The following is a 24,971-nucleotide window of genomic DNA, read 5'->3' on the forward strand; positions in this document are numbered from 1 at the left end:
GATCAGATCTTCTTGGTGTATTTGGTGGCCACGTAATCATCGAGGATCGCGCGGAATTCGGCGGCGATGTTGTCGCCACGCAGGGTCATGGCTTTCTGGCCGTCGATGAAGACCGGCGCCGCAGGCGTCTCACCCGTGCCCGGCAGGGAGATGCCGATGTTGGCATGCTTGCTCTCGCCCGGGCCATTGACCACGCAGCCCATCACGGCCAGGGTGAGGTTTTCCACGCCATCATACTGCTCGCGCCAGACGGGCATTTGCTCGCGCACATAGCTTTGCACGCTTTGAGCCAGTTCCTGGAAGAAGGTGCTGGTGGTGCGACCGCAGCCTGGGCAGGCCGTCACCATCGGCGTAAAGGCGCGCAAACCCATGCTCTGCAGGATTTCCTGCGCCACGATGACTTCCTGGGTGCGCGAGGCGCCGGGCTCCGGCGTCAGTGACACGCGGATGGTGTCGCCGATGCCCTCCTGCAGCAGCACGCCCAGTGCCGCCGTGGAGGACACGATGCCCTTGCTGCCCATCCCCGCTTCGGTGAGCCCGAGGTGCAGCGGATAGTCGCTGCGGCGGGCAAGCTCGCGGTAGGTCGCAATGAGATCCTGAACGCTGGAGACCTTGCACGAGAGGATGATCCGGTCGCCGGGCAGGCCCACATCTTCTGCCGCACGGGCCGATTCGAGTGCCGAAACGATCAGCGCTTCGCGCATCACCGCACTGACATCCCAAGGCTCGGCGCGCTGCGCATTGAGGTCCATCATCCGTGCCAGCACGGACTGATCCAGACTGCCCCAGTTCACGCCGATACGCACCGGCTTGTCGTACCGGCAGGCCAGCTCGACGATCTGCGCGAACTGCGCATCGCGCTTCTGCCCCTGCCCCACATTGCCGGGATTGATCCGGTATTTGGCGAGGAGTTGCGCGCACTCGGGATTGTCGGTCAGCAGCTTGTGGCCGTTGTAGTGGAAGTCACCAATGATCGGCACTTCCATGTTCATCTTCGCCAGCTGCTCGACGATCTTCGGCACGGCCTTGGCCGACTCGTCGTTATTGACCGTGATCCGCACCAGCTCCGAACCGGCGCGCGCCAGTTGCGCGATCTGGATCGCGGTAGCGACATGATCGGCCGTATCGGTGTTGGTCATCGACTGCACGACGATCGGCGCGCCCGAGCCAACCGAGACACGCCCGATCCGAACCTGACGTGTCAGCTTGCGAGGCTGCGCGCTCGCCGGGGAAGTTTCCTGCTTCATGTTCATCCTGTTACTTCACGCTGATCCGTGCCACATCACCCCGCGTCACGGACTTGAGGTCCACCGGCACGCCCTTCCAGCTCAGCCGGACCTGCGGTGCATTGCCGATCACCATGTCGAAAGGCGGCGTACCCTGAATCTCCTGCGTACTGCCTGCGGTATTCAGACGGGCAAAGACGGTCTTGCCACTGCCATCCTTCACTTCGACCCAGGAATCTCCGTCGAAATTGAACAACAGTCGCGGCAAGCCGCTTGCCTCCTCCGCAGTGACCGGCGCGGGTGCGGGGGCTGCCGATGAAGCCGCTGCTGCCGCGGGCGCAGAAGCGACCGCCGCCGGCGCAGACGCCGCAACCTCCGCAGGCGCACTGACGGCAGGCGCTGCCGCGCTCATCGCCGGCGCGGGGGCGGATTCGGCCACCGCAGCCGGCTGGACGACGGAAACAGCACTCGCCGCAGCAGGCGCCTCGGCGGCGGCCAGCACCTGGCTGGCCGACTCGAGCAGACGCTGGTCCTCGCGCGCTTCGAACCAGCCGTAATGCCAGCCCGAGCCCAGAATGATCAGCAACAGGAGGACCAGAAACACGGCCGGCAACGCCGAGAAGCGCCGCGCGCCCTGCATCGGCATCTGACCCAGACCGGAACCGATGGCCCGCTCGGAGGCCTCGTCGATGACGAAGCGGTCGCCTTGCGGCGCTTCCGTCAGGAACAGGGCCGGATCGAGATCCAGAAAGCGCGCATAGTTCCTGACGAAGCCGCGGGCAAAGGTCTGCCCCGGCAACACGCTCAGATCACCGCGTTCAATCGCTTCGATCTGCCGTACGGTCAGCTTCAGGTGCGCCGATACCTGGCCCAGCGACAAGCCGCGTGCTTCCCGGGCCTGCCGAAGCAGATCCCATACATTGTCTTCGTCATCCTGCCCGGGTTCGAGCATGTCCGGATTCACGTCGCTCACTCGAATTTCCCTTGCAGGTAGGCCTGGTATTCGGAGGACTCGGGGAACTCCTTGCGCAGCCGGGATCCGAGGTCATTCACATTCGCTTCGTTCCCCAGCCGCCGCTCGATCCGTGCTGCCAGCCACAATACCGAGGCATCGCTCACCCGCATGACCTTGAGGGCCTGGTCGATCCACTTCTTGGCCCCCAGGTTCTTGCCCATCCGGTAACTGATCTGCGCCAGATTGATGGCGGCGCGTGCATTGCCTTCATCGGCCTGCATCGCCCGCAGGAAGCGCGCTTCTGCGCCGGCATCATCCTTCATGCGCAGCAGGCACAGCCCCGCGTTGGTCCAGGCCCGTGTCGGGCGAGCATAGTAAGGATTGCGAGCGGCCTGCTCGATACGCGGCAAGCCCTCCGCCTCCTTGCCCTGCGAGCAGAGATACCATCCGTAGGCATTGTTGACTTCCGGGTCGCCGGGTGCGAGTCGATAGGCCTGTTCGAATGCAGGGCCTGCGTACTGGTATTGCTCCTGCTCGGCATAGATCAGAGCCATCAGCATATGGGCGGGCGCGTAAGTGGCGTCCGACGCGATGGCGGCGCGCGCTTCATCCAGCGCCACGCCGTTCCGGCCGCTCTGCATGTAGGCAGAGCCCAGCTCCACGTGAACCCGTGCGGCACGCTGCCCGGCCGTGGTGGCAGGCAACTCTGCCACCGAGCGCTGCGGCTCGGCCGGCATCACGCTGCCGGTTCCGGGATTGACGCAAGCGGCCAGCAGGGCGCTGGCCATCAGGAGGACTGCGAGCCTCGACATTTTTCCGGTCATCAACGTACCTCTTTGAGTGTTAGGACGCGCTTGCCCGTGCGCCTCGTTTTGTCCTGAACCTGACCAGCCAGCTGGCCGCAGGCCGCATCGACGTCATCCCCGCGGGTCTTGCGCGTGGTCGTCACGATACCGGCGTCATTGAGCAGTTGCGAAAAACGCCTGACAACCGGGCCGGAAGAGCGACGGAATCCGGAATCCGGGAAGGGATTGAACGGGATGAGGTTGAACTTGCAGGGTACTTCACGGGCAATGTCGATGAGCTGCCGCAGATGTTCATCGCCATCATTGATGCCTTCGAGCATGATGTATTCGAAGGTCACGAAGTCGCGCGGCGCGCGGTCGAGATAGCGGTTGCAGGCAGCAAGGAGTTCCTTGAGCGGGTATTTCCGGTTGATCGGCACGAGGCGGTCGCGCAGCGCGTCGTTGGGCGCATGCAGGGACACTGCCAGCGCTACCGGACACTCCTCGCGCAGGCGATCCATGGCCGGCACGATGCCCGAGGTGGAGACCGTCACCCGGCGACGCGAGAGCCCGTAGGCATGATCGTCCAGCATCAGCCTGAGCGCGGACACCACATTGTCGAAATTCGCCAGCGGCTCGCCCATGCCCATCATCACCACATTGCTGATGATGCGCTCGCCGTTGGGCTCGGCACCGAGCAGGCGATTCGCCAGCCAGAGCTGACCGATGATTTCGGCAGCCGTGAGGTTGCGATTGAAGCCCTGTTTGCCGGTCGAGCAGAACGCGCAGTCGAGCGCACAGCCAGCCTGCGAGGAAACACACAGCGTGCCGCGCGTGGCCTCGGGGATATAGACCGTCTCGACCGCATTGCCGTTGCCGACATCCATGAGCCACTTCCGGGTGCCGTCGGACGAGACGTTGTCACGCACCGGCACGGGCGGCTGCACACAGGCGATGTCCTTGAGCTGGGCGCGCAGGCTCTTGGCCACATCGGTCATCGCATCGAAGTCGGTTTCGCCGAAACGATGCACCCAGCGCAGAATCTGGCGGGCACGGAAAGGCTTCTCGCCGCGTTCGGCGAACCAGGCGATCAGGCTGTCTGCATCGAAATCGAGAAGGTTCTGCATGGGTCTTGAATCCGGTCCGGCGCGACGAAGGCGCCGGACCTGTTGATGCTTATCGGCTGTAAACGTTCATTCCGGGGAAGAAGAAAGCCACTTCCACCGCAGCGGTTTCCGGCGCGTCGGAACCGTGCACCGCGTTTGCATCGATCGAGTCCGCAAAGTCGGCGCGGATCGTGCCGGGCGCAGCCTTCTTCGGATCGGTCGCGCCCATCAGCTCACGATTCTTTGCAATGGCGCCTTCACCTTCGAGCACCTGGATCATCACCGGGCCCGAAATCATGAAATTCACCAGATCCTTGTAGAAGGGGCGTTCCTTGTGCACAGCATAGAACTGTCCGGCTTCCAGCGCGGACAGCTGCACCAGCTTGGCCGCGACGACCTTCAGCCCTGCATCCTCGAAGCGCTGGTAGATCTTGCCGATCACGTTCTTCGCGACAGCATCGGGCTTGATGATGGACAGGGTACGTTCAATTGCCATGTTTCTCTCCGTGGTTCTGGGGCACGAGGCCTAAGTTGTTGTTGTCAAAACCGCTTATTTTATCAGCAGACGCCCCGCCCTGCCCGGGCTAATTGAACCCGGACGCAACACACCGGCGCGCACTCACCCCCGCCGGAGAGTGCGCGCCGGGCCCAGGCCCCGGCCGCACGCTAACATCACGGCATGAACTCCGACGAGCTCCCCTCAGGCGCGGCACAAGGCGCCCGCACCGGCATCTGGTTCTGGCGCCTGCCTGCCCTCGCCATCGCAGCCCTAGTTGCGGTCATCTCGCTGTTCCTGTGGTTCGGGCTGCGTCAGGAGCATGAAGAACGCCGCGCAGCCCTGGTCAGCGACACGCTGTGGATGGAGCAGAACCTGCGCTACCACTTCGAGAGCACCGTCGACCAGCTCGCCCGGATCGGCAACGAGTTCGGCGTTGGGGGCGAACTGCACTCGGAAGCCGCCCAGGACAAGGTGCGCGAACTGCTCCAGGGCGACTCCGGCCTCTTTGCCATCCTCTGGCTCAACTCCGACGGACAGATGCTGAGCACCCTGCCGGCCAGTGCGGCCCCGGTCCAGCTGAGCCGGGAGCACCCGGTCGCCATCGGGCGGGCACGCACGCTTAACCGCCCGTCCTATGCCCACCCCTACAAGCAGGACGACGGCCTGTGGATGCTCGAGGTCGTACTGCCGGTCTTCGGCGCGAACGACTTCAACGGCTATGCCGTCGGCGTATTCTCGCTCTCCCGCGTACTGGAAAAACACGTTCCCTGGTGGTTTGCCGAACGCTACCGGATCACGTTCAGCGACGATTTCGACAACGAACTGGCCACCACCACCCGCGCGGAGTCACCAGGCGACAGCCAGAGTTTCGGCGTGAGCTTCGACCAGATGGGCGGACTGGGCATCCGGGTCGAATCCTACCGGGCCACCACCCGGCTCATGCCCTCCATCGTCGTAGGTGTGCTGCTGGCTTTCACGCTGATCCTGACCTGGAGCCTGTGGACGCTGCGAAACCGCATGCTCCGGCTGCAGGAAACCGAAACCGCCTTGCGGCGCGAGCACGCCTTCCGCCTCGCACTCGAACGCTCGACCCTGGTCGGCATGCGTGCCCGCAACCTGGCGGGGCGCATCACCCATGTCAACGCCGCGTTCTGCCGCATGGTCGGCTGGCCGACCGAAGCGCTCGTCGGCCGGGCAGAGCCGATGCCGTTCTGGCCCGAAGGCGAGGAGGAACCCCGCCTCCCGGTCGCCGACGTGGCAGGCGGCACCACACCCAGCCCACACACCTACGAGGCGCGCTTCGTTCATCGTGACGGCAGACTCCTGGATCTGATGATTTACGAAGCCCCGCTGATCGACGCGAACGGCGTCCACACTGGCTGGGTCGGCTCGATGCTCGACATCACCGAGCGCAAGCGCGCCGAAGCCCTGGCACGCGACCAGCAGGAACAGCTCGAATCCACCGCCCGACTCGTCACCATGGGCGAAATGGCCTCCACCCTGGCCCACGAACTCAATCAACCCCTCTCCGCCATCGCCAGCTACAGCGCCGGCTGCCTCAACGCGCTCAAGGCCGGGCGCTATGACGAACGGCAATTCACCGACATTCTCGGCAAGATCAACCATCAGGCCCAGCGCGCCGGCAAGATCATCCATCGCATTTACGGTTTCGTACGCCGCAGCGAGTCCCGACGCGACAAGATGAACGCCAACGCAGCCGTGCTGGAGGCCACCGGACTGCTGGAAGCAGAGTCCCTGCGCCGCAAGGTGCGCATGCAGATCGAGTTGGCCATGGACCTGCCTGCGGTCTACGGGGATCGGGTCATGATCGAGCAGGTCATGGTCAATCTGATCCGCAACGGCATGGACGCGATGCGCGAAACGCCCGAAGACCAACGCGTGCTGAGCATTCACAGCCGGAGCATCCAGGGCGGCATCCGGATTGCAGTAGAAGACCGGGGCAGCGGCATCCGGCCCGAAATCGCGGACCGCCTCTTCGACTCCTTCTTCACGACCAAGCCCGAAGGCATGGGCATGGGGCTCAAGATCTGCCGCTCGATAGCCGAGCAGCACAATGGCCGCCTCTGGTTCGAAGCCGCCCCGGCAGGCGGCACCTGCTTCTTCCTGCAACTGCCGACCGGCAAGCCGGAAGACGGGCAGTAAGCTCAGGCGCGGGCAAGGCCGTCCGGACCGGTCCAGAAAATCCGCAGCCCGGGCAGGGGACTCTCGGCCCCCACGCCCCCCACCCAGACCAGCTCGCCATCCCGCCACAGCAAGGGGAGTTCATCACGCCACCAGGCCGGAATTCCGGCCTCCTGGCACAGATGGCGCACGCTGCGTCGCGGCCGCCCCGGCCCGAGGCTCAGACGCTCGCCCCCCGCCCGCAAACGGAACTCGAAAAGTGCGGCCGGGCGCACAATGCCCTCGCCCGCAAGATCCGGCTCGAAGCAAAGCACGCCGGCGCCCCAGGAGAGAACCGCCTCGCCGCGCCACACACAAGGCACGGGAAGCGCCCGCGACTCAGCCTCGAACCAGAGACGATCCTGCGAGGCACAGCAGATCTTGTCAGCCAGCCGCTCCCGCACAGCGCCTTCTGCCGCAAGTGCCTCGCACAGCCGGACGGTCCGCGCAGCGTCCGGCGCCATCAGCCCGGAATGTCGCAGCGCTGCCCGCAAGGCGTTGCGCTGACGCGCCGCACTGAGCGCCCTGAAGCGTACACGCGACCCGGCTTGCGGCGCCCCGACCCAAGCCCAGTCCTGGGCCCCGACCTCGTCCAGCAAATCGGAAGCCTCGGAGAAATGGGCGGCGGCACGCGCCAGATTGCGGCTCGTCGCCGGAAAACGGTTTTCGAGCGCCGGAAGAATTCCGTGCCTCAGGAAATTCCGGAAAAAACGCTCATCCGCATTGCTCTCGTCCTCGATCCAGCAAAGCGAGTGCGCTTCCGCCCAGGACAACAGATCAGACCGCGCCCAATCCAGCAGCGGGCGCCACAGCCTTCGCCCCGGCTCCTGCTGCCGCATGGCGGCAGCGCCAGCCACACCCGTCCCGCGGATCAGGCGATGCAGCAGGGTTTCGGCCTGATCATCGGCATGATGTGCGAGCACGATCCAGTCTGCCGGCTCGCGGGCGAACTCTGCATGCCGCGCCGCGCGGGCGGCCGCCTCCAGTCCCTTGCCCCCCTCCTGCTCGACCTTGACGCGCGCCACGCGCAAGGGAACATCGAGCTCGCGACACATCCGGACGCAGTGCGCCGCCCAGTCATCCGCCCGAGGGCTCAGGCCGTGATGCACATGCAGCGCAGACAGATCGAAATGGACCCGGCTACGCAGCGAGGCCAGCGCATGCAGCAGAACGGTCGAGTCGAGCCCTCCGCTGCAGGCAACACAGAGATGCAGACGCCCGCCCGCCGGCCAGGCGGCCAGCAGGGCATCGGACAAATCGGGAGGTTTCGGCTGGGACATGCCGGAATTGTACGCAGCTGCAGGCGCTGCGCAGCCCCGTGGCGGGCGCCCCCTGCCACGGGCGGGAGATCAGAGAGACACTTCCTTGAACTTGCCGTAGGCCTGCAGTCGCTCGTAGCGACGCTCGACCAGCTCCTGCGCAGACAGGTCGGCCAGCGGCTTGAGCGCATCCTGCAGCGCGCGCTTGAGGGAGACCGACATGGCACGGTAGTCACGATGGGCGCCCCCCACCGGTTCATTCACCACCTTGTCGATGAGGCCCAGTGACTTCAGGCGCGACGCGGTAATACCCATGATTTCGGCTGCTTCGGAGGCCTTGTCGGCGCTTTTCCAGAGAATCGAGGCGCAGCCTTCCGGAGAAATCACGGAATAGGTCGAGAACTGCAACATGTTTACCTGATCGGCAACCGCGATCGCGAGCGCACCACCGGAGCCGCCCTCACCGATCACCGTCGTGATGATGGGCACCTTGAGTTCGGCCATGACATACAGGTTGTGGCCAATGGCCTCGGACTGACCACGCTCTTCGGCATCAATCCCGGGATAGGCGCCGGGCGTGTCGACGAACGTGAAGACCGGAATGCCGAACTTCTCGGCCAGCTTCATCATGCGCAGGGCCTTGCGGTAGCCCTCGGGCCGCGGCATGCCGAAATTGCGCAGGATCTTTTCCTTGGTGTCGCGCCCCTTCTGATGCCCGATCACCATGCAGCTCTGCCCGTTGAAGCGCGCGAGGCCACCCACGATGGCCTTGTCGTCCGCAAAAGAGCGATCCCCATGCAGCTCTTCGAAATCGGTGAACATGTGTTCGACATAATCGAAGGTATAGGGACGCTGCGGGTGGCGTGCGACCTGGGCAATCTGCCAGGGCGTGAGCTTGGCGTAGATGTCCTTGATCAGGGACTGACGCTTGACCTCCAGCCGGGAGATCTCCTCCGAGATATCGACAGCGGAGTCATCCTGAACAAAACGAAGCTCTTCGATCTTGGACTCAAGATCGGCGATCGGCTGCTCAAAGTCGAGAAAGGTGGTTTTCACGAACAATGGTCTGAAACAAAAAGGTTGGCTATTGTACCCGATCGGGCGCAGCCTGCAGGCTCTCGAATAGTGTCGGGAGATCAACGACTTGCAAAGAAAAGCCCATCCGCAACCGTATGGCGCTCACCCCGGCAGATAGCTGCGAAGGACATGGTCGCCGCCGGGTTCGGCCGTCGTCAGCGCCTGGAGCACGCCCATCCCCGGATGATCGATCAGCCGCAGGACACTCTGGTTCGCCATGTCGGACGGCAGGATCAATCGCACCGGCACACCGCTCTGCAGCGGATCGATCGCCAGCGCATGCAGCGCCTGGCCACCCGCCACGACGGTCAGCAACTGCGCCTCCCGCCCCAGAAACTCACATCCCAGCAGAAGGCGCGCGCCCTCCTGCCGCATCCAGCGCCGCACGACTCCGATTCGCGGCAAATCGTCATCCGACAGACGCAGACTCAGCAAGGCGCCCACTTCATGCCCGCCCTTGCCCCCATCAACAAGCTCGATCCCGACACCTGCACTGCTCACGTCGCGGAGCACGCAGCCGGGATCCGGCTCGAAAGCGCCCAGCGAGGCGCCGGTATGCAGCCCCTGCACGACCGCCGAAAAACCCCACACAACCTCGACCGGCCCGGAGAGCGCCTGCCGGGCCTGATTGCGCACCGGCGCATCGGCAGACCATTGACGGATCATGTAACTCAGCACCGCGGCAAGCTGTACCGTCCCCCCCGCCGGCACGAGCTCCGGCGGCACACGCCCGCGGATGGCCAGGTCCAGCAGGCGCTGCAGGGCGGGCACCGCCGCCGCGGCCGAAAAGAAGAGCACCCCTTTGCCGGGCATGTCGGCTTCAAGCATGCGGGCGGGCGGCAGGCCCGCAGCCGGATCGATCCAGAGCTGACTCGAGATGCCGCGTACCCGACCGAACTCCAGCTGGGCCAGCGCCTGACGGCAAAGCCGCAGCGCCAGCTCGACCGACGCGGCATCAAGCTGCTGCAGGGCAAGTGTGTGCTGGGCCAGCAGTGCCAGATATTCGCGCTCGACGCAGGTCTCGGTATCGCGGTCGGCCCTGACCCGGACACCGAGGACGTCTGCCTGCCTGTCACGCGCGCTCAGATAGACCTGGTTCAGCCTTTGCCAGCACGCGCCATCCAGCGGCTCGCCGGCAAATGCTGCCCAGCGGGCGCAGTGCTGACCGGCGCGCAGTGCCCGGACGGCAAGCGCGGCAATCACCCCAGACTCTGCCGCGCCGGGCGGTGAAGCAAGGCGGGACAGGAGCAGATCGTAGGCTTCGAGCAGCGTCTGCCAGAAATCCGGAACATGCCTCAGGAGACCTTCCCGGCTGACTGTGACGGCCTGCGTAACGAAACTCGTGGCGCACGCACGCGAAGGCGCCTGGCAGGCATCATCCAGCGCAGACAGGAGGCGCAGGCGCTCAAGCGCAGAAGGCTCGTGCCGGGCCGCCAGCGACTCGATGCAGCGCACGGCCTCGCGCAAATGCTCGGACGGAGCCTCCGGCCCAGTGGCCTCCGCAGCAGCGAAGTCCGCAGGCAAGGTGTCACGAATCACTCCAGACTCCGGGTCAGCGCCAAGCACTTCGCAACTCCGCAAAAAAATGTCAGGGATTGCAAAGTCTAATCGAGACCCGCAGGGCTCCGTTTGCGTCCGGACAGATGGCGATGAGGACCTCGTGCGACGCGTCTGCCTGCGTCAGGCCGATAGCGATCGGCCCGGTAGCTAGTAGAATCGGGAAGATTATTGTGGGACACGGACCGATGCACCAATACCAGCAACTCATGCGCCATGTGCTTGAGCACGGGCACGAAAAAACCGACCGGACCGGAACGGGCACCCGCTCGGTTTTCGGCTGGCAGATGCGCTTCAACCTGGCCGACGGCTTCCCGCTGGTCACCACCAAGAAGCTGCATCTGCGCTCGATCATCCACGAACTGCTCTGGTTCCTGCAGGGCGACACCAACATCCGTTACCTGAAAGACAACAATGTGTCGATCTGGGATGAGTGGGCGGACGAAAACGGCGACCTGGGCCCGGTCTACGGCAAGCAGTGGCGTCGCTGGGAAACCGCTGACGGCCGGACGATCGATCAGATCTCACAGCTCGTGGAGGGTCTGAAGCGGAACCCTGACTCGAGGCGGCACCTCGTCTCCGCCTGGAATCCGGGAGAGATCGAAGGCATGGCGCTCCCGCCCTGTCATGCGCTGTTCCAGTTCTATGTGGCCGACGGCAAGCTCTCCTGCCAGCTCTACCAGCGCAGTGCCGACATTTTTCTGGGCGTGCCCTTCAACATTGCCAGCTACGCGCTGCTCACCCACATGATCGCGCAGGTCTGCGCTTACCAGCCGGGGGACTTCGTCCATACCCTGGGTGACGCCCACCTGTACCTGAATCACCTTGAGCAAGCCCGACTGCAGCTCTCGCGCGAACCACGACCGCTGCCGCGCCTCGTGATGAATCCGGAAGTGAAAGACCTGTTCGCCTTTCGCTTCGAAGATTTTTCCATCGAAGGCTACGATCCGCATCCGCACATTGCCGGCAAGGTTGCGGTATGAGCCGCAGGCCTAAAATTGCCCTGATCGTTGCGCGCGCACGCAATGGCGTGATCGGCCGCGACAACACCCTGCCCTGGCGCCTGCGTGCCGACCTGCAGCACTTCAAGCAATGCACGCAAGGCTGCCCGCTCATCATGGGGCGCAAGACCTGGGAATCGCTGCCCGGCGTCCTTCCCGGCCGGCCTCATATTGTCATCAGTCGCCAGAGCGGATATTCGGCACCAGGCGCTCGCGTCGTCAGCTCGCTGGCGGACGCCCTTGCTGTCTGCGCGGATGCCGAGCGTGCATTCGTGATCGGTGGCGCCCAGATCTACGCCGAAGCCCTGGATGTAGCCGATGTGCTTTGGATCAGCGAAATCGATGCAGACATCGAAGGCGACACCCGCTTCCCGGCATTTGACTCTGGTGCCTTCTCCGAGATTTCGCGCAGCCGTGTTGCGGCGGATGAGTCCAACCAGTATTCCTTCGACATCGTCGAGCTGCGCCGGAAATGAAAAAGGGCGGCCAGGCCGCCCTCTCCAGCTACAGCAGGCGCTCAAACCGGCGGACGGTAGCCAACTTCCTTGAGCACTTCATTCACGCCGATGTAGCGCACGTCACGGCCGCGGACCAGGAAAATCGTGTGTTCGGCAATGTTCTTCGAATGGTCCCCGATGCGCTCGAGCGCCTTGGCTGCGAACACCACGTCGATGCCACGCGAGATCGTGCGCGGGTCTTCCATCATGAAGGTGATCAGCTGACGCATCACGGCCTTGAACTCGGCATCAAGCTCGTGATCGTCCTTGACGACCTCGGCCGCGGCATCCACATCAAGGCGAGCCAGTGCATCCAGCGCCTTGCGCAGCGCATCCACGGCCTGGCGCGCCAGGTGTTTCATCTGTACACGGGGCGGGCCGGCATGCTCATTGGACAGCAAGGAACGGGCGGCCTTGGCGATTTTCTTGGCCTCGTCACCGATACGCTCGAGATCAGTCACCACACGTGACACGCTCATGATCGTGCGCAGATCGTTGGCCGCCGGCTGACGACGCGCAATGATCTGCGTGCAGGACTCATCCAGCTCGACCTGCAACTCGTTGATCTTGTGATCGTTGTCGATCACATGCTCGACAGTGGCGAGATCGCCATCAAACAGGCCATCCATGGCCTGGACCACCTGCTGTTCGACGAAACCGCCCATCTGCAGCACGCGCGTGCGGATGCCGTCGAGCTCTTCGTCGTACTGCTTCACGGTATGTTCAGTCATTGCATTCCTTCTGCCAGCGACAATTAGCGGAGCATTATTCCCGCGGATGATGACAGGAATATGTCAGTTGTAACGAACGGTCGTCACAACACCTTCAGGCGTCCCCAGAAGCAGCACGTCAGCCGGCCGGCGTGCAAACAGGCCGTTGGTCACGACCCCGACGATGTGATTGATCGTGGTTTCGAGCCCGACCGGATCAGTGATTTCCAGACCGTGCACATCAAGAATGACGTTGCCATTGTCGGTCACCACGCCTTCACGCCACACCGGACGGCCGCCCAGCGCTTCAAGCTGCCTTGCCACGCTCGCACGTGCCAGCGGAATCACTTCGACCGGCAGCGGGAAACGGCCGAGCACAGCCACTTTCTTTGAACCGTCAGCAATACACACAAAGCGCTTCGCCACCGAAGCCACGATCTTTTCGCGTGTCAGTGCCGCACCGCCGCCCTTGATCATGGCAAACGAGGCGTCCACTTCGTCTGCGCCATCCACGTAAACAGACAGGCTATCCACCTCATTGAGGTCAAACAGACGGATGCCCTGCGCCTCGAGCCGCTTTGCACTGGCCTCGGAACTTGCTACCGCCCCTTTGATCCTGTCGCGCATGCCAGCGAGGCCATCTATGAAGAAGTTGGCCGTCGAGCCGGTGCCGACGCCGATGATTTCGCCCTCCGGCACGTAGGCCAGAGCAGCCTTGGCAACGGCCTGTTTGAGCAGATCCTGATTCATTCTGTATCAATCCGAAAAGAGAAGCCTCGGTATTGTAGTGGACTGCCGGCCTGCACAGCGGATGAGTCGCGCCGGCCACCAACCATCGGGAAAGGAGAACGTCATGGGCTTACTGGATCAGGTCATCGGATCGCTCGGCAACAGACAAGAGGCCGGCGGCGCAGGCGCGCTGGTCGAGATCGCTGCCAGCCTCCTGCAGCAGCACGGCGGACTGGAGGGCCTGCTCGGCCGCTTCCAGCAGGCCGGGCTCGGAGATCATGCGGCTTCCTGGGTCGGCACCGGGCAGAACATGCCGATCGACGCTACGGAAGTGACCCGCGCGCTGGGCAGTGAGCTGATCGGAACCCTCGCGGGCCGGGCTGGGCTCGATCACTCGGAACTCGCGTCCGGGCTTGCCCGGGCCCTGCCCCAACTCATCGACCAGATAACGCCCCAAGGCACGACTGAGGGTTCCTCAGCACTGCTTCAGCAAGGGCTTTCGGTGCTGGATGGCCTGCTGGGGAGCAGCCCGGCGCGCTGAGTTCCGGATCGGACAAGCGCGTCGCTCAAGCCGGGCGACGCGGCTATCGACAGCCCCTGCAAGACCTCAGCGTTCAACGGTCAGCGCAACTCCCATGCCGCCGCCGATGCACAGCGTCGCGAGACCCTTGCGAACATCGCGCTTCTGCATCTCGTGCAGGAGCGTCACCAGGATGCGGCAGCCGGAGGCGCCAATGGGATGGCCGATCGCGATCGCGCCACCGTTGACATTGATCTTGCCGGCATCCCAGCCCATGTCCTTGTTTACCGCGCAAGCCTGGGCAGCAAAAGCTTCGTTGCCTTCAATGAGATCCAGCTCCTGATGCGTCCAACCGGCTTTTTCGAGCGCGCGCCGCGAAGCCGGCGCCGGACCGATTCCCATATAGGCGGGATCTACCGCGGCAGAGGCGAATGACCGGATCCGGGCCATTGGCTTCAGCCCCAGCGCGGCAGCTTTTTCCTCGCTCATCACCATCACCGCCGCAGCCCCGTCATTGATGCCCGACGCATTCCCGGCGGTCACCGTACCCGCCTTGTCAAAAGCAGGCTTCAGCGCCGCCAGCTGCTCGGCCGTCACGCCCGGCTTGATGAATTCGTCTGTATCGAAAACCACATCACCCTTCTTGGACGGGATGACCACCGGCACGATTTCGTCGCGGAAACGGCCCGAAGCCTGCGCTGCTTCGGCCTTGTTCTGTGATGCCGCCGAGAAAGCATCCTGCTCTTCACGCGAGATTTCGTAGCGCTTGGCCAGATTTTCGGCGGTGATGCCCATGTGGTAGTTGTTGAACGCGTCCCACAAGCCGTCATTCACCATCGTATCAACCAGTTTCGCATCCCCCATGCGGAAGCCATCGCGCGAACCATTGAGCACATGCGGACTGGCCGACATGTTTTCCTGGCCGCCGGCAATCACGATTTCCGCGTCGCCGCACTGAATGGCCTGGGCTGCCAGCATGACGGCCTTGAGCCCCGAACCGCACACCTTGTTGATCGTCATCGCCGGCACGGTTTCGGGCAGCCCGGCGCGGATCACCGCCTGCCGTGCCGGGTTCTGACCTACCCCTGCCGTGAGCACCTGCCCCAGGATGACATCACTGATCTGATCAGGACTGACACCCGTCCTGCCCAGCAAGGCTCGGATCACCGTCGCGCCCAGCTCTGCCGCGGGCACCCTGGCCAAAGAACCGCCGAACTTGCCTACCGCCGTACGCACCGCTGCAACGATCACCACATTTGTCATCATCCGCTCCCGTTGGTTGTACAGATCTCTTGCACCATTACGCAACGGAACACTCCAGCAAGGAGCACGCCCTCGTCCGGTGCCATCCCGTCAGATCTTAATGGCCTCATGTTGCAGCGCCAGAAGGGCATACCCCTTAGACCAGCGTCTGAGCAAAGAATGAAAAAGGGCCGCACAACGGCGGCCCTTTCCCTCTCCGGCATACCGCGCGGATTACTTCTTCTTTTGCGGAGGCAGGTCGGTACACGAACCTTCAAACACTTCCGCCGCCATGCCGATCGATTCGCCCAGGGTCGGGTGCGGATGGATGGTCTTGCCGATATCCACCGGATCGCAGCCCATTTCAATCGCCAGCGTGATTTCACCGATCATGTCGCCGGCATTGGGGCCAACGATGCCGCCACCGATGATGCGATGGGTTTCCTCATCGAAGATCAGCTTGGTGAAACCGTAGTCGCAACCGTTGGCAATCGCGCGGCCCGAAGCGGCCCACGGGAACTTGCCCACGCCGATCTTGCGGCCCTTGGCTTTCGCCTCGGTTTCAGTCACACCGACCCACGCCACTTCCGGCTCGGTATAAGCCACACCCGGAATGACGGAAGCATCGAAGTACGACTTCTGACCGGCGGCCACTTCAGCCGCCACATGCGCTTCATGCACGCCCTTGTGAGCCAGCATCGGCTGGCCGACGATGTCGCCGATGGCGAAGATGTGCGACACGTTGGTGCGCTGTTGCTTGTCGACCTGAATGAAGCCGCGATCCGTCACGATCACGCCAGCCTTCTCGGCACCGATCTTCTTGCCGTTCGGGCTGCGACCGACGGCCACCAGCACCATGTCATATTTCTGCTCGACATCCGGTGCCTGCTCGCCATCGAACTTGACCAGTACTCCATCCGGACGGCAGGTCACGCCCACCGTGCGGGTCTTGAGCATGATCTTGTCGAAGCGATGCAGGTTCTGCTTCTCCCACACCTTCACCAGATCACGGTCAGCACCCGGCATCAGGCCGTCACCCATTTCAACCACATCGATCCGGGCTCCCAGCGTGGAATACACGGTCGCCATTTCGAGACCGATGATGCCGCCGCCGATGACCAGCATGCGCTTGGGAACACTGCGCAGCTCAAGCGCGCCGGTCGAGTCGACAATGCGCGGATCTTCCGGGATGAAGGGCAGATTCACGACCGACGAACCAGCCGCGATGATGCACTTCTGGAACTTGATGACCTTCTTCTCGCCGGTACGGCCCTGGCCTTCACCTGCGGTGAGCTCGACCTCGACGTGATTCGGATCGATGAACATGCCGTAGCCGCGCACGACATCCACCTTGCGCGCCTTGGCCATGCCGGTCAGGCCGGTCGTCAGCTTGTTGATGACCTTCTGCTTGTGCGCACGCAGACGATCGATGTCGATCTTCGGCGCATCAAAGGCCACGCCGACATCCGCAAAATGCGAAGCCTCGTCAATGACGTTGGCAACATGCAGCAGCGCCTTGGAGGGGATGCAGCCCACGTTCAGGCAGACGCCGCCCAGCGTCGCGTAACGCTCGACGAGCACGGTCTTCATGCCGAGGTCGGCCGAACGGAATGCCGCGGAATAACCGCCAGGGCCTGCGCCCAGCACCAGCATCTCGCACTCGATATCTGCAGCGCCGCTGTGGCTGCCTGCCACCGGCGCAGCAGCCGGCGCAGTGGCTGGGGCCGGGGCTTCAGCCTTGGGCGCTGCCGCCGCTCCTGCAGACACGGCATCCAGCATCAGCAGCACGCTGCCTTCGGACACACGATCCCCGACCTTGACCGAGACGGACTTCACCACGCCTGCGGCGGGAGAAGGCACATCCAGCGTGGCCTTGTCGGATTCGAGCGTAGCGATGCTGTCATCAACACCGATGGTGTCACCCGGCTTCACGAACAGCTCGATGACCGGCACATCCTTGAAGTCCCCGATATCGGGAACCTTCACTTCAATCAGTTGGCTCATTGTTCAGTTCCTCGCCTCAGAGCAGCACGCGGCGGAAATCCTGCAGCACGCCGGCAAAGTAGGCATTGAAGCGGGCCGCGGCAGCGCCGTCGATCACGCGGTGATCCCAGGACAGCGACAGCGGCAGCATCAGGCGCGGGGCGAACTGCTTGCCGTCCCAGACCGGGCGGATCTGCGACTTGCACACGCCCATGATCGCGACTTCCGGTGCATTGATGATCGGCGTGAAATACACGCCGCCGATGCCACCCAGCGAGCTGATCGAGAAGCAGCCGCCCTGCATCTGGTCAGGCTTGAGCTTGCCGTCGCGAGCCAGCTTGGCCAGATCGCCCATTTCCTTGGCAATCTCGATGACACCCTTCTTGTCGGCATCCTTGATGACCGGCACGACGAGGCCATTCGGCGTATCTGCAGCGAAACCGATGTGGAAGTATTTCTTCAGCACCAGGTTGTCGCCATCGAGCGAAGCATTGAACTCGGGGAACTTCTTCAGCGCAGCCACCGCAGCCTTGATCATGAAGGCCAGCATGGTGAGCTTGGTGCCGGACTTTTCCAGCTCCTTGTTCATCTGCACGCGGAAGGCTTCCAGTTCGGTAATGTCAGCATCATCATGGTTGGTGACGTGCGGGATAACCACCCAGTTGCGATGCAGGTTGGCACCGGAGATCTTCTTGATGCGCGACAGCGGCTGGGTTTCGACAGCGCCGAACTTGCTGAAGTCGACCTTCGGCCAAGGCAACAGGTTGATACCGCCTACGCCTGCACCGGCGGCGGGCGCCGCTGCCACGGCGCCGGAAGCCACCTGGGCAATCACGCCCTTGATGTAGTTCTGGACGTCTTCCTTGAGGATGCGCCCCTTGGGACCGGTGGCAGCGACCTTGGTGATATCGACACCCAGTTCGCGTGCAAAGCGACGCACGCCCGGGCTGGCATGCGACATGGCGGCCGATGCGGTCGCCGCCACGGCCGAAGCCGCAGCAACAGGAGCAGCGGCGGGCGCCGGAGCAGCGACCGGAGCCGGCGCTGCAGCAGCAGGCGCCGGTGCGGAGGCGGCAGCAGGCGCAGAACCCGCTGCGGCAGCACCTTCGAGGATCGCCAGCACGGCGCCTTCGGCAACACGGTCACCCACCTTGACGAGCACTTCCTCGACCACGCCTGCGGCAACCGCCGGCACTTCCATGGTGGCCTTGTCGGATTCGAGCGTGGCCACCGGAGCGTCCAGCGCAATGGTGTCGCCCACCTTGATGAACACTTCGATGACCGGTACATCCTTGAAGTCGCCGATATCAGGCACCTTCAGTTCGATCTTGCCCACGGCTGCGGGCGCAGCCGGTGCAGCAGCGGGGGCCGGTGCTGCGGCAGGCGCCGGTGCCGGTGCCGGTGCAGCAGCGGCCGGAGCGGGCGCGGCGGCTTCCCCAGCGGCCTCCAGGACGACCACGACTGCGCCTTCGCCGACACGGTCACCCACCTTGACGCGGACTTCCTTGACCACGCCGGCGGCCGAAGACGGCACTTCCATGGTGGCCTTGTCGGACTCCAGGGTCAGCAGCGGATCGTCGATCTTGACGCTGTCACCCGGCTTGACGGACACCTCGATGACCGGGACATCCTTGAAATCGCCGATATCGGGGACTTTGACTTCGATGAGTTGGCTCATTGTTTTCTCCGTGAGAAGGCCGGCCTGCAAGCGGGGAGCCGCGTCATGCGGTCCTCCCCTGCCCGGCCTTCACTGATTCATCAGGCAAACAGCGGGTTCGGCTTGTTGGCGTCGATGCCGTACTTGGCGATGGCTTCCGCCACCTTCGCACGTTCGATCTTGCCTTCTTCGGCCAGTGCAGCCAGAGCGGCCACAGTCACCCAGCGGCGATCCACCTCGAAGTGGTCGCGCAGTGCCTCACGGGTGTCGGAACGACCGAAACCATCGGTTCCCAGCACCACGAACTTGTTCGGCACGTACGGACGGATCTGCTCGGCGTAGAGACGGATGTAGTCGGTCGCCACCACCACCGGGCCCTCGGAGCCCTTGAGCTTGGCTTCGACATGCGACACACGACGCTCTTCGAGCGGGTGCAGCATGTTCCAGCGGGCGGCGGACTGCCCGTCGCGTGCCAGCTCGTTGAAGCTCGGCGCACCCCAGATGTCGGACTCGATACCCCAGTCGGCACGCAGCAGCTCGGCCGCAGCGATCACCTCGCGGAAGATCGTGCCGGAACCCATCAGCTGAACGCGCGGGCCCTTGCTCTTGGCGCCGTCACGGAACTTGTACAGGCCCTTGATGATGTCGGCTTCCGAGCCTTCCGGCATGGCCGGATGCTCGTAGTTTTCGTTCATCACCGTGATGTAGTAGTACACATCTTCCTGCTCGGCATACATGCGGCGCAGGCCGTCCTGGAAGATCACCGCGACTTCGTAGGAGAAGGTCGGGTCATAGCTCACGCAGTTCGGGATGGTGTGAGCCAGCACATGACTGTGACCGTCTTCGTGCTGCAGGCCTTCGCCGTTCAGCGTGGTGCGGCCGGCGGTACCACCGATCAGGAAACCGCGGGCGCGCGAGTCGCCGGCAGCCCAGCACAGATCCATCGTGCGTTGCAGGCCGAACATCGAATAGAAGATGTAGAACGGAATCATCTGCACGCCATGCGCCGAGTAGGCGGTGGCGGAGGCGATCCAGTCGGCCATGGCGCCGGCTTCGTTGATGCCGTCCTGCATGACCTGGCCGTCCTTCGATTCCTTGTAGAACATGAGCTGGTCATGGTCTTGCGGAATGTATTTCTGACCTTCCTGGTTCCAGATGCCGTACTGGCGGAACATGCCTTCCATACCGAAGGTACGCGACTCGTCCACCACGATCGGCACGACGTTCTTGCCGATCGCCTTGTCCTTCAGGATGGTGTTGAACATGCGCACGATGGCCATCGTGGTCGAGAATTCACGCCCTTCGCCGGAAGCCTTGAGTTGGGCGTCGAAAGCGGTCAGTGCCGGCACATCCAGTTTGGCAGCCTTGCGACGGCGTGCCGGCAGATAGCCACCGAGCTCCTGACGACGGGCACGCATGTAGTTCAGTTCGGGCGAGCCCTCCTCGAACTTGATGAAAGGCATCGACTCGAGCTGGTCGTCCGACACCGGAATGTGGAAACGGTCGCGGAAAGCGCGCAGCGAATCCAGCGACATCTTCTTCTGCTGGTGGCTGGTGTTCTGGGCTTCGCCCGACTCACCCATGCCGAAACCCTTGACGGTGTGCGCCAGGATCAGCGTCGGCTGGCCCTTGGTCTCGACAGCGGCCTTGTAGGCCGCGAAGACCTTGAACATGTCGTGGCCGCCACGATTGAGCTTCCAGATATCGTCGTCGGTCCAGTCGGCGACGAGTTCCTTGAGTTCCGGCGTGTTGAAGAAGTGCTCGCGCACCCAGGCGCCGTTCTTCGACTTGTAAGTCTGGTATTCACCATCGACCACTTCAAGCATGCGCTGCTTGAGCAGCCCCTTCTTGTCGCGCTCGAACAGGGCATCCCAGTTGGAGCCCCACATCAGCTTGACAACATTCCAGCCGGCACCGCGGAACTCGGATTCCAGCTCCTGCACGATCTTGCCGTTGCCACGCACCGGGCCGTCCAGACGCTGCAGGTTGCAGTTGATCACGAAGATCAGGTTGTCGAGCTTCTCGCGCGAGGCCAGACCCAGCGCGCCGCGGGACTCGACTTCGTCCATCTCGCCGTCGCCCAGGAAGGCCCAGACCTTGCGGCCTTCGTTGTTCTGGATGCCACGGTCCTGCAGATACTTCATGAAGCGGGCCTGATAGATGGCCTGCAGGGGCCCGAGCCCCATCGACACGGTCGGGAACTGCCAGAAATCCGGCATCAGCCAGGGGTGCGGATAGGACGACAGGCCCTTGCCGCCAGCTTCCTGACGGAAGTTGTCGAGCTGCTCTTCGGTCAGGCGACCAAGCAGGAAGGCACGGGCATAGATGCCGGGAATCGAGTGCCCCTGGAAGTAGATCAGATCGCCTTCCTTGTCGGCCGTCGGCGCCTTCCAGAACCAGTTGAAGCCAACGTCATACAGCGTGGCGGACGAAGCGTAGGAGGCGATGTGGCCGCCGACGTTGGTGTGCTTGTTGGCACGCACGACCATGGCGATGGCATTCCAGCGCAGGTAGGCCTGGATACGCAGTTCGATTTCGGGGTCGCCCGGATAGTTCGGCTGGTCCGCAGTCGGAATGGTGTTCTGGTAGAGGGTGTTGGCACTGTAGGGCAGCACCACGCCGGAATCGCGCAGATCTTCGATCAGACGTTCGATCAGGTAGCGCGCGCGCTCCGGACCTTCATTCTTGACCACGGCATCAAGGGCGTCCAACCATTCCAGGGTCTCCTGCTGATCCGCGTCGGATTGCAGAAGAACGTGCGGCACTACTGCCATGTTTCTCTCCTAACCAGGGGTCGATGAAGCAGCCCGGCAGGAAGCACTCCGGGCAGCCGTTTTATTTGAAGCCTGCGCGAATCACGCACAAACCGAAGCATGAGGAGAGTGCTGAAGGTGGCAGAGATGACACAGGGACAAACCCGGATACCCTCGAAACGCCCGTACAGACAAGCACACGCAGGATTCTTCGATCGGGCAATATAAAAGAAGCCCCAGCCCGGTGCAATGTCAAAGCCCCATCAAATTTGGTTCAGGCCCTATAAAAAAACTTGAATAATCATCGTGTTGCAGCGCACAAGTATTTATTCGTCATCATCTTTCCTGAGCGTAATCAAGGGTCGGCACCTTTTCGGGGCTGAATGAAAACTTGCCGTGAGCGTGGACGCCAAATGTCATCAGCATGGACCGGATGCCCCGCTGTCCGTTTTTCCGGGCACTTGAGCGCCCTCCCCCTGGCGCTGCATGCGCGATAATGGCGGGCACAACCTCCCTGCGGATCAAGAATGGGTACCAAGGACGAATCCCGCCGGCTCGCCGTGCGCTGGCCGAAGTCATTTTCGTCAGCGCTTTCGGTGCTGCTGCTGATTGTTGCCCCGGCTGTCGCATGGCTGGCAACGGGCGGCAGCAACGCGCCGGGCGACTCCGACCGCCTGCGCCTGTTCATCATCGCGCTGATCACGATCGCCGGCTGGGGCCTCATCATCGCCAAGCAGCAGCGGCAGCGCGCGGGGCGCATCGAGGAAGAACGCGACCTGTTCTTCACCCTGTCGCTCGATATCTTCTGCACCATGAATCCGGCCGGGCTGTTCGAGCGGATCAATCCTGCGGTGCTGAACATCCTCGGTCGCAAACCTGACGCGCTCACCGAAGGCGTCTCCCTGCCCGAAATCGTTCACCCCGACGATGCGGGAGCGGTGCGCCAGAGTCTTGCCGAACTCGGCCAGGGCCGCCCGGCGCAGTTCGAAGCTCGCTGCCGATGCGGTGACGGCAGCTGGCGCTGGCTCAGCTGGAGTGCCACCCCTCGCGTCGAGGAAAAGCGGATCTATGCGGTGGCGCACGACATCACCAACCGCAAGTCACGCGAAGAAACCCTGAGAGCAGACTCCGATTTCCGCAAGGCGATGGAGGATTCGGTCCTGACCGGGCTGCAGGCCGTGTCGCCCGATGGCCGCATCCTGTACGTCAACAAGGCTTTCTCGGAGCTTGTCGGCTGGGGCGGCGCCGAGCTCATCGGCCAGATGCCGCCCTATGTGTTCTGGGATGAAAACGAGCGCGAGGAAAACTGGCAGCGCATGCGCGAGAACATGGTCCACGGCGCAAAGACCGAGGGCGTGGAGCTGGCCGTGCGTCGCCGGGACGGGCGGCCGATGGATGTGCGCCAGCACGTCTCGCCCCTGGTCAACAGCCAGGGCGAGCAGACCGGCTGGATGATCGCGATGACCGACATTACCGAGCAACGCCGTGCACGCGCCGAGCTCCAGGCCGCCAACGAACGGATCACCACCGTGCTCGACGGGCTGGACGCGGCGGTGTACGTCGCGGAAGCCGCCAGCGGCGACCTGCTCTACTCCAACCGCGCCTACGACAGCCAGCACCTGCGTGCCGGCACGACCTCGCGTGACGCGATTCCGGAGCGCGAGCTGGGGGACTACCCGGTCGACCCGCGCAGGCTGCGCAGCGCAGACGTTCCGCGGGAACTCTTCGACGGGGAGCTCCAGCACCCGGTCACCGCGCAGTGGTTTCACATCCGTGAGCGCGCCCTGCGCTGGGTGGACGGCCGCATTGTCCGTCTGGTGGTAGCCACCGACATCACCGCCCTCAAGCGCGCGGAAGAACTCAATCGGGAGCAGGAAGAACGGCTTGCCCGCACCTCGCGCCTGATCACCATGGGCGAAATGGCCTCGACCCTCGCCCATGAACTCAACCAGCCGCTCTCGGCCATCTCGAACTACAGCATGGGTTGCGTGAACCGGCTCAAGAGCGGCCAGTTCAGGCTCGAAGATATCGTCGGCGCCATGGAAAAAGCCAGCGTGCAGGCCAACCGCGCCGGCAACATCGTGCGCCGCATCCGCGAATTCGTACGCAAGAGCGAACCCCGGCGCAGCATCATCAGTCTAAGCCAGGTCACCGAAGAGGCCCTTGGCATTGCGGAAATCGAAGCCCGCCGGCTCGGCACCCGGATCGTCACCCATCTTCCCGACGATCTGCCACCCGTTCTGGCTGACCGCATCATGATCGAACAGGTGCTGATGAACCTCGTCAAGAACGCCGCAGAGGCCATGCAGGACAAACCCCTGGACGAACGGGTCATCCATATCGATGCGTGCGAAAAACACAACAGCATCGAGGTATCCGTCACCGACCGGGGCAGTGGAATCAGCGCGGAACATCTGGACGAACTATTCTCGCCTTTCTTTACAACGAAAAAAGAGGGGATGGGGATGGGCCTGAACATCTGCCGATCCATCATCGAATTCCACAAGGGGCGCCTCTGGGTGGACGCCAACCCCGAAGGGGGATGCATCTTCCGTTTCACGCTGGCACTGGAGAACAAGCTTGAATCCGACCATGACAACAATTAATGCAGCACCAGCCGTCGAACAACTCGTCTACATCGTTGATGACGACGAAGCCCTGCGCGACTCCCTGCTCTGGCTGCTCGACTCGACCGGCATCAAGGCCCAGGCCTTCGACTCTGCCGAAGCCTTCCTGTCCGCCTGGTCGCCACGCATGAGCGGCTGCCTCGTCCTCGACATCCGGATGCCCGGCATGAGCGGGCTGGAACTGCAGGAAAAACTCGCCGGCATGCATTCCACGCTGCCGATCATTTTCATCACCGGTCACGGCGACGTGCCGATGGCCGTCTCGGCGCTCAAGAACGGCGCGGTCGACTTCATCGAGAAGCCTTTCAACGACCAGGACATGGTGAATCTGATCCACCGAGCGCTCGACGAAGACCGCAAGCACCACGACAGCCGCGTGCTGGAGGCGGACGCCCAGCGCCGCATCGACGGCCTCACGCCGCGCGAGAAGGAAGTGCTGGAGCTCATCGTGGCCGGGCGGCTCAACAAGCAGATTGCAGACGATCTCGGCATCAGCATCAAGACGGTGGAAGTCCACCGCGCACGGGTGATGGAAAAGATGGGCGTCAATTCACTCGCCGAACTCGTTCAGCACGTGATGGCGGTCAAGCACGACTGAGCGCTCTCG

The 24,971-nt window shown here is 63.3% G+C and carries 20 protein-coding genes; 6 read left to right on the top strand and 14 right to left on the bottom strand.

Going from position 1 to position 24,971, the window contains the following annotated elements; genetic code table 11:
* Nucleotides 1–2: 2 nt before the first annotated feature.
* Genes ispG through ndk form a run of 5 tightly spaced genes read right to left on the bottom strand, consistent with a single transcriptional unit; the run spans nucleotide 3 to nucleotide 4,568 of the window.
* Nucleotides 3–1,247, bottom strand: coding sequence for a flavodoxin-dependent (E)-4-hydroxy-3-methylbut-2-enyl-diphosphate synthase (ispG, locus tag ABDB87_RS16235; RefSeq protein ID WP_385917076.1), 1,245 nt, complete (start codon nucleotides 1,245–1,247; stop codon nucleotides 3–5).
* A 10-nt stretch (nucleotides 1,248–1,257) separates the two neighbouring features.
* Complete coding sequence (locus ABDB87_RS16240) at nucleotides 1,258–2,199, bottom strand: helix-turn-helix domain-containing protein (RefSeq protein ID WP_345928976.1); 942 nt, start codon at nucleotides 2,197–2,199, stop codon at nucleotides 1,258–1,260.
* Complete coding sequence (gene pilW, locus ABDB87_RS16245; protein WP_345928979.1) at nucleotides 2,196–2,993, bottom strand: type IV pilus biogenesis/stability protein PilW; 798 nt, start codon at nucleotides 2,991–2,993, stop codon at nucleotides 2,196–2,198. The genes ABDB87_RS16240 and pilW overlap by 4 nt, the downstream gene beginning before the upstream one ends.
* A gap of 11 nt (nucleotides 2,994–3,004) precedes the next feature.
* On the bottom strand, nucleotides 3,005–4,093 hold the full coding sequence (rlmN, locus tag ABDB87_RS16250; RefSeq protein WP_345928981.1) for a dual-specificity RNA methyltransferase RlmN: 1,089 nt from the start codon (nucleotides 4,091–4,093) through the stop codon (nucleotides 3,005–3,007).
* A gap of 49 nt (nucleotides 4,094–4,142) precedes the next feature.
* The gene (gene ndk / locus ABDB87_RS16255) at nucleotides 4,143–4,568 is read right to left on the bottom strand and encodes a nucleoside-diphosphate kinase (protein ID WP_345928983.1); all 426 of its coding nucleotides are present in this window, start codon (nucleotides 4,566–4,568) and stop codon (nucleotides 4,143–4,145) included.
* Between the two features lie 183 nt (nucleotides 4,569–4,751).
* Between ndk and ABDB87_RS16260 the strand changes: the two genes are divergently transcribed.
* Nucleotides 4,752–6,734, top strand: a complete 1,983-nt coding sequence (locus tag ABDB87_RS16260; RefSeq protein ID WP_345928984.1) for a sensor histidine kinase — start codon at nucleotides 4,752–4,754, stop codon at nucleotides 6,732–6,734.
* Nucleotides 6,735–6,736: 2 nt separating this feature from the next.
* On the opposite strand, the gene tilS is transcribed toward ABDB87_RS16260, so the two are convergent.
* From tilS to ABDB87_RS16275, 3 genes are all read right to left on the bottom strand, one after another.
* Complete coding sequence (gene tilS, locus ABDB87_RS16265; protein WP_345928985.1) at nucleotides 6,737–8,032, bottom strand: tRNA lysidine(34) synthetase TilS; 1,296 nt, start codon at nucleotides 8,030–8,032, stop codon at nucleotides 6,737–6,739.
* A 69-nt stretch (nucleotides 8,033–8,101) separates the two neighbouring features.
* A complete protein-coding gene (locus ABDB87_RS16270) occupies nucleotides 8,102–9,067 on the bottom strand; it encodes an acetyl-CoA carboxylase carboxyltransferase subunit alpha (protein ID WP_345928986.1) in 966 nt (321 codons plus the stop codon).
* A 123-nt stretch (nucleotides 9,068–9,190) separates the two neighbouring features.
* The gene (locus ABDB87_RS16275; RefSeq protein ID WP_345928988.1) at nucleotides 9,191–10,627 is read right to left on the bottom strand and encodes a hypothetical protein; all 1,437 of its coding nucleotides are present in this window, start codon (nucleotides 10,625–10,627) and stop codon (nucleotides 9,191–9,193) included.
* Between the two features lie 206 nt (nucleotides 10,628–10,833).
* Between ABDB87_RS16275 and ABDB87_RS16280 the strand changes: the two genes are divergently transcribed.
* Together ABDB87_RS16280 and ABDB87_RS16285 are read left to right on the top strand one after the other, a co-directional pair.
* On the top strand, nucleotides 10,834–11,628 hold the full coding sequence (locus tag ABDB87_RS16280; protein ID WP_345928990.1) for a thymidylate synthase: 795 nt from the start codon (nucleotides 10,834–10,836) through the stop codon (nucleotides 11,626–11,628).
* Entirely contained in the window at nucleotides 11,625–12,122 is a 498-nt protein-coding gene (locus tag ABDB87_RS16285; protein ID WP_345928991.1) for a dihydrofolate reductase, read from the top strand. The genes ABDB87_RS16280 and ABDB87_RS16285 overlap by 4 nt, the downstream gene beginning before the upstream one ends.
* 41 nt (nucleotides 12,123–12,163) lie before the next feature.
* Here the strand turns inward: ABDB87_RS16285 and phoU are convergent, their stop codons facing one another.
* Entirely contained in the window at nucleotides 12,164–12,874 is a 711-nt protein-coding gene (phoU, locus tag ABDB87_RS16290; RefSeq protein WP_345928992.1) for a phosphate signaling complex protein PhoU, read from the bottom strand.
* A 63-nt stretch (nucleotides 12,875–12,937) separates the two neighbouring features.
* Nucleotides 12,938–13,603, bottom strand: a complete 666-nt coding sequence (gene rpiA / locus ABDB87_RS16295; RefSeq protein ID WP_345928993.1) for a ribose-5-phosphate isomerase RpiA — start codon at nucleotides 13,601–13,603, stop codon at nucleotides 12,938–12,940.
* A gap of 103 nt (nucleotides 13,604–13,706) precedes the next feature.
* On the opposite strand from rpiA, the gene ABDB87_RS16300 reads away from it, so the two are divergent.
* On the top strand, nucleotides 13,707–14,123 hold the full coding sequence (locus ABDB87_RS16300; RefSeq protein ID WP_345928995.1) for a YidB family protein: 417 nt from the start codon (nucleotides 13,707–13,709) through the stop codon (nucleotides 14,121–14,123).
* 66 nt (nucleotides 14,124–14,189) lie between these two features.
* Here the strand turns inward: ABDB87_RS16300 and ABDB87_RS16305 are convergent, their stop codons facing one another.
* The 4 genes from ABDB87_RS16305 to aceE all read right to left on the bottom strand — a co-directional run bounded on the left by ABDB87_RS16305 (nucleotide 14,190) and on the right by aceE (nucleotide 21,758).
* Nucleotides 14,190–15,365 carry an acetyl-CoA C-acetyltransferase gene (locus ABDB87_RS16305; protein WP_345929172.1) on the bottom strand — a complete coding sequence of 392 codons (1,176 nt, stop codon included), beginning with the start codon at nucleotides 15,363–15,365 and terminating at the stop codon, nucleotides 14,190–14,192.
* 213 nt (nucleotides 15,366–15,578) lie between these two features.
* Nucleotides 15,579–17,348: a dihydrolipoyl dehydrogenase gene (gene lpdA, locus ABDB87_RS16310; protein WP_345928996.1), complete on the bottom strand. Its 1,770-nt coding sequence runs from the start codon at nucleotides 17,346–17,348 to the stop codon at nucleotides 15,579–15,581.
* Between the two features lie 16 nt (nucleotides 17,349–17,364).
* A complete protein-coding gene (aceF, locus tag ABDB87_RS16315; RefSeq protein ID WP_345928999.1) occupies nucleotides 17,365–19,005 on the bottom strand; it encodes a dihydrolipoyllysine-residue acetyltransferase in 1,641 nt (546 codons plus the stop codon).
* An 80-nt stretch (nucleotides 19,006–19,085) separates the two neighbouring features.
* The gene (gene aceE, locus ABDB87_RS16320) at nucleotides 19,086–21,758 is read right to left on the bottom strand and encodes a pyruvate dehydrogenase (acetyl-transferring), homodimeric type (RefSeq protein WP_345929001.1); all 2,673 of its coding nucleotides are present in this window, start codon (nucleotides 21,756–21,758) and stop codon (nucleotides 19,086–19,088) included.
* Between the two features lie 506 nt (nucleotides 21,759–22,264).
* Between aceE and ABDB87_RS16325 the strand changes: the two genes are divergently transcribed.
* The gene (locus tag ABDB87_RS16325; RefSeq protein WP_345929003.1) at nucleotides 22,265–24,343 is read left to right on the top strand and encodes a PAS domain-containing sensor histidine kinase; all 2,079 of its coding nucleotides are present in this window, start codon (nucleotides 22,265–22,267) and stop codon (nucleotides 24,341–24,343) included.
* Nucleotides 24,330–24,962, top strand: a complete 633-nt coding sequence (locus ABDB87_RS16330; protein ID WP_345929005.1) for a response regulator transcription factor — start codon at nucleotides 24,330–24,332, stop codon at nucleotides 24,960–24,962. Before ABDB87_RS16325 ends, ABDB87_RS16330 begins: the two co-directional genes overlap by 14 nt.
* Nucleotides 24,963–24,971: the final 9 nt, after the last annotated feature.

The sequence above is a fragment of the Uliginosibacterium paludis genome, from assembly GCF_039631355.1.
Classification (GTDB): Bacteria; Pseudomonadota; Gammaproteobacteria; order Burkholderiales; family Rhodocyclaceae; genus Uliginosibacterium; species Uliginosibacterium paludis.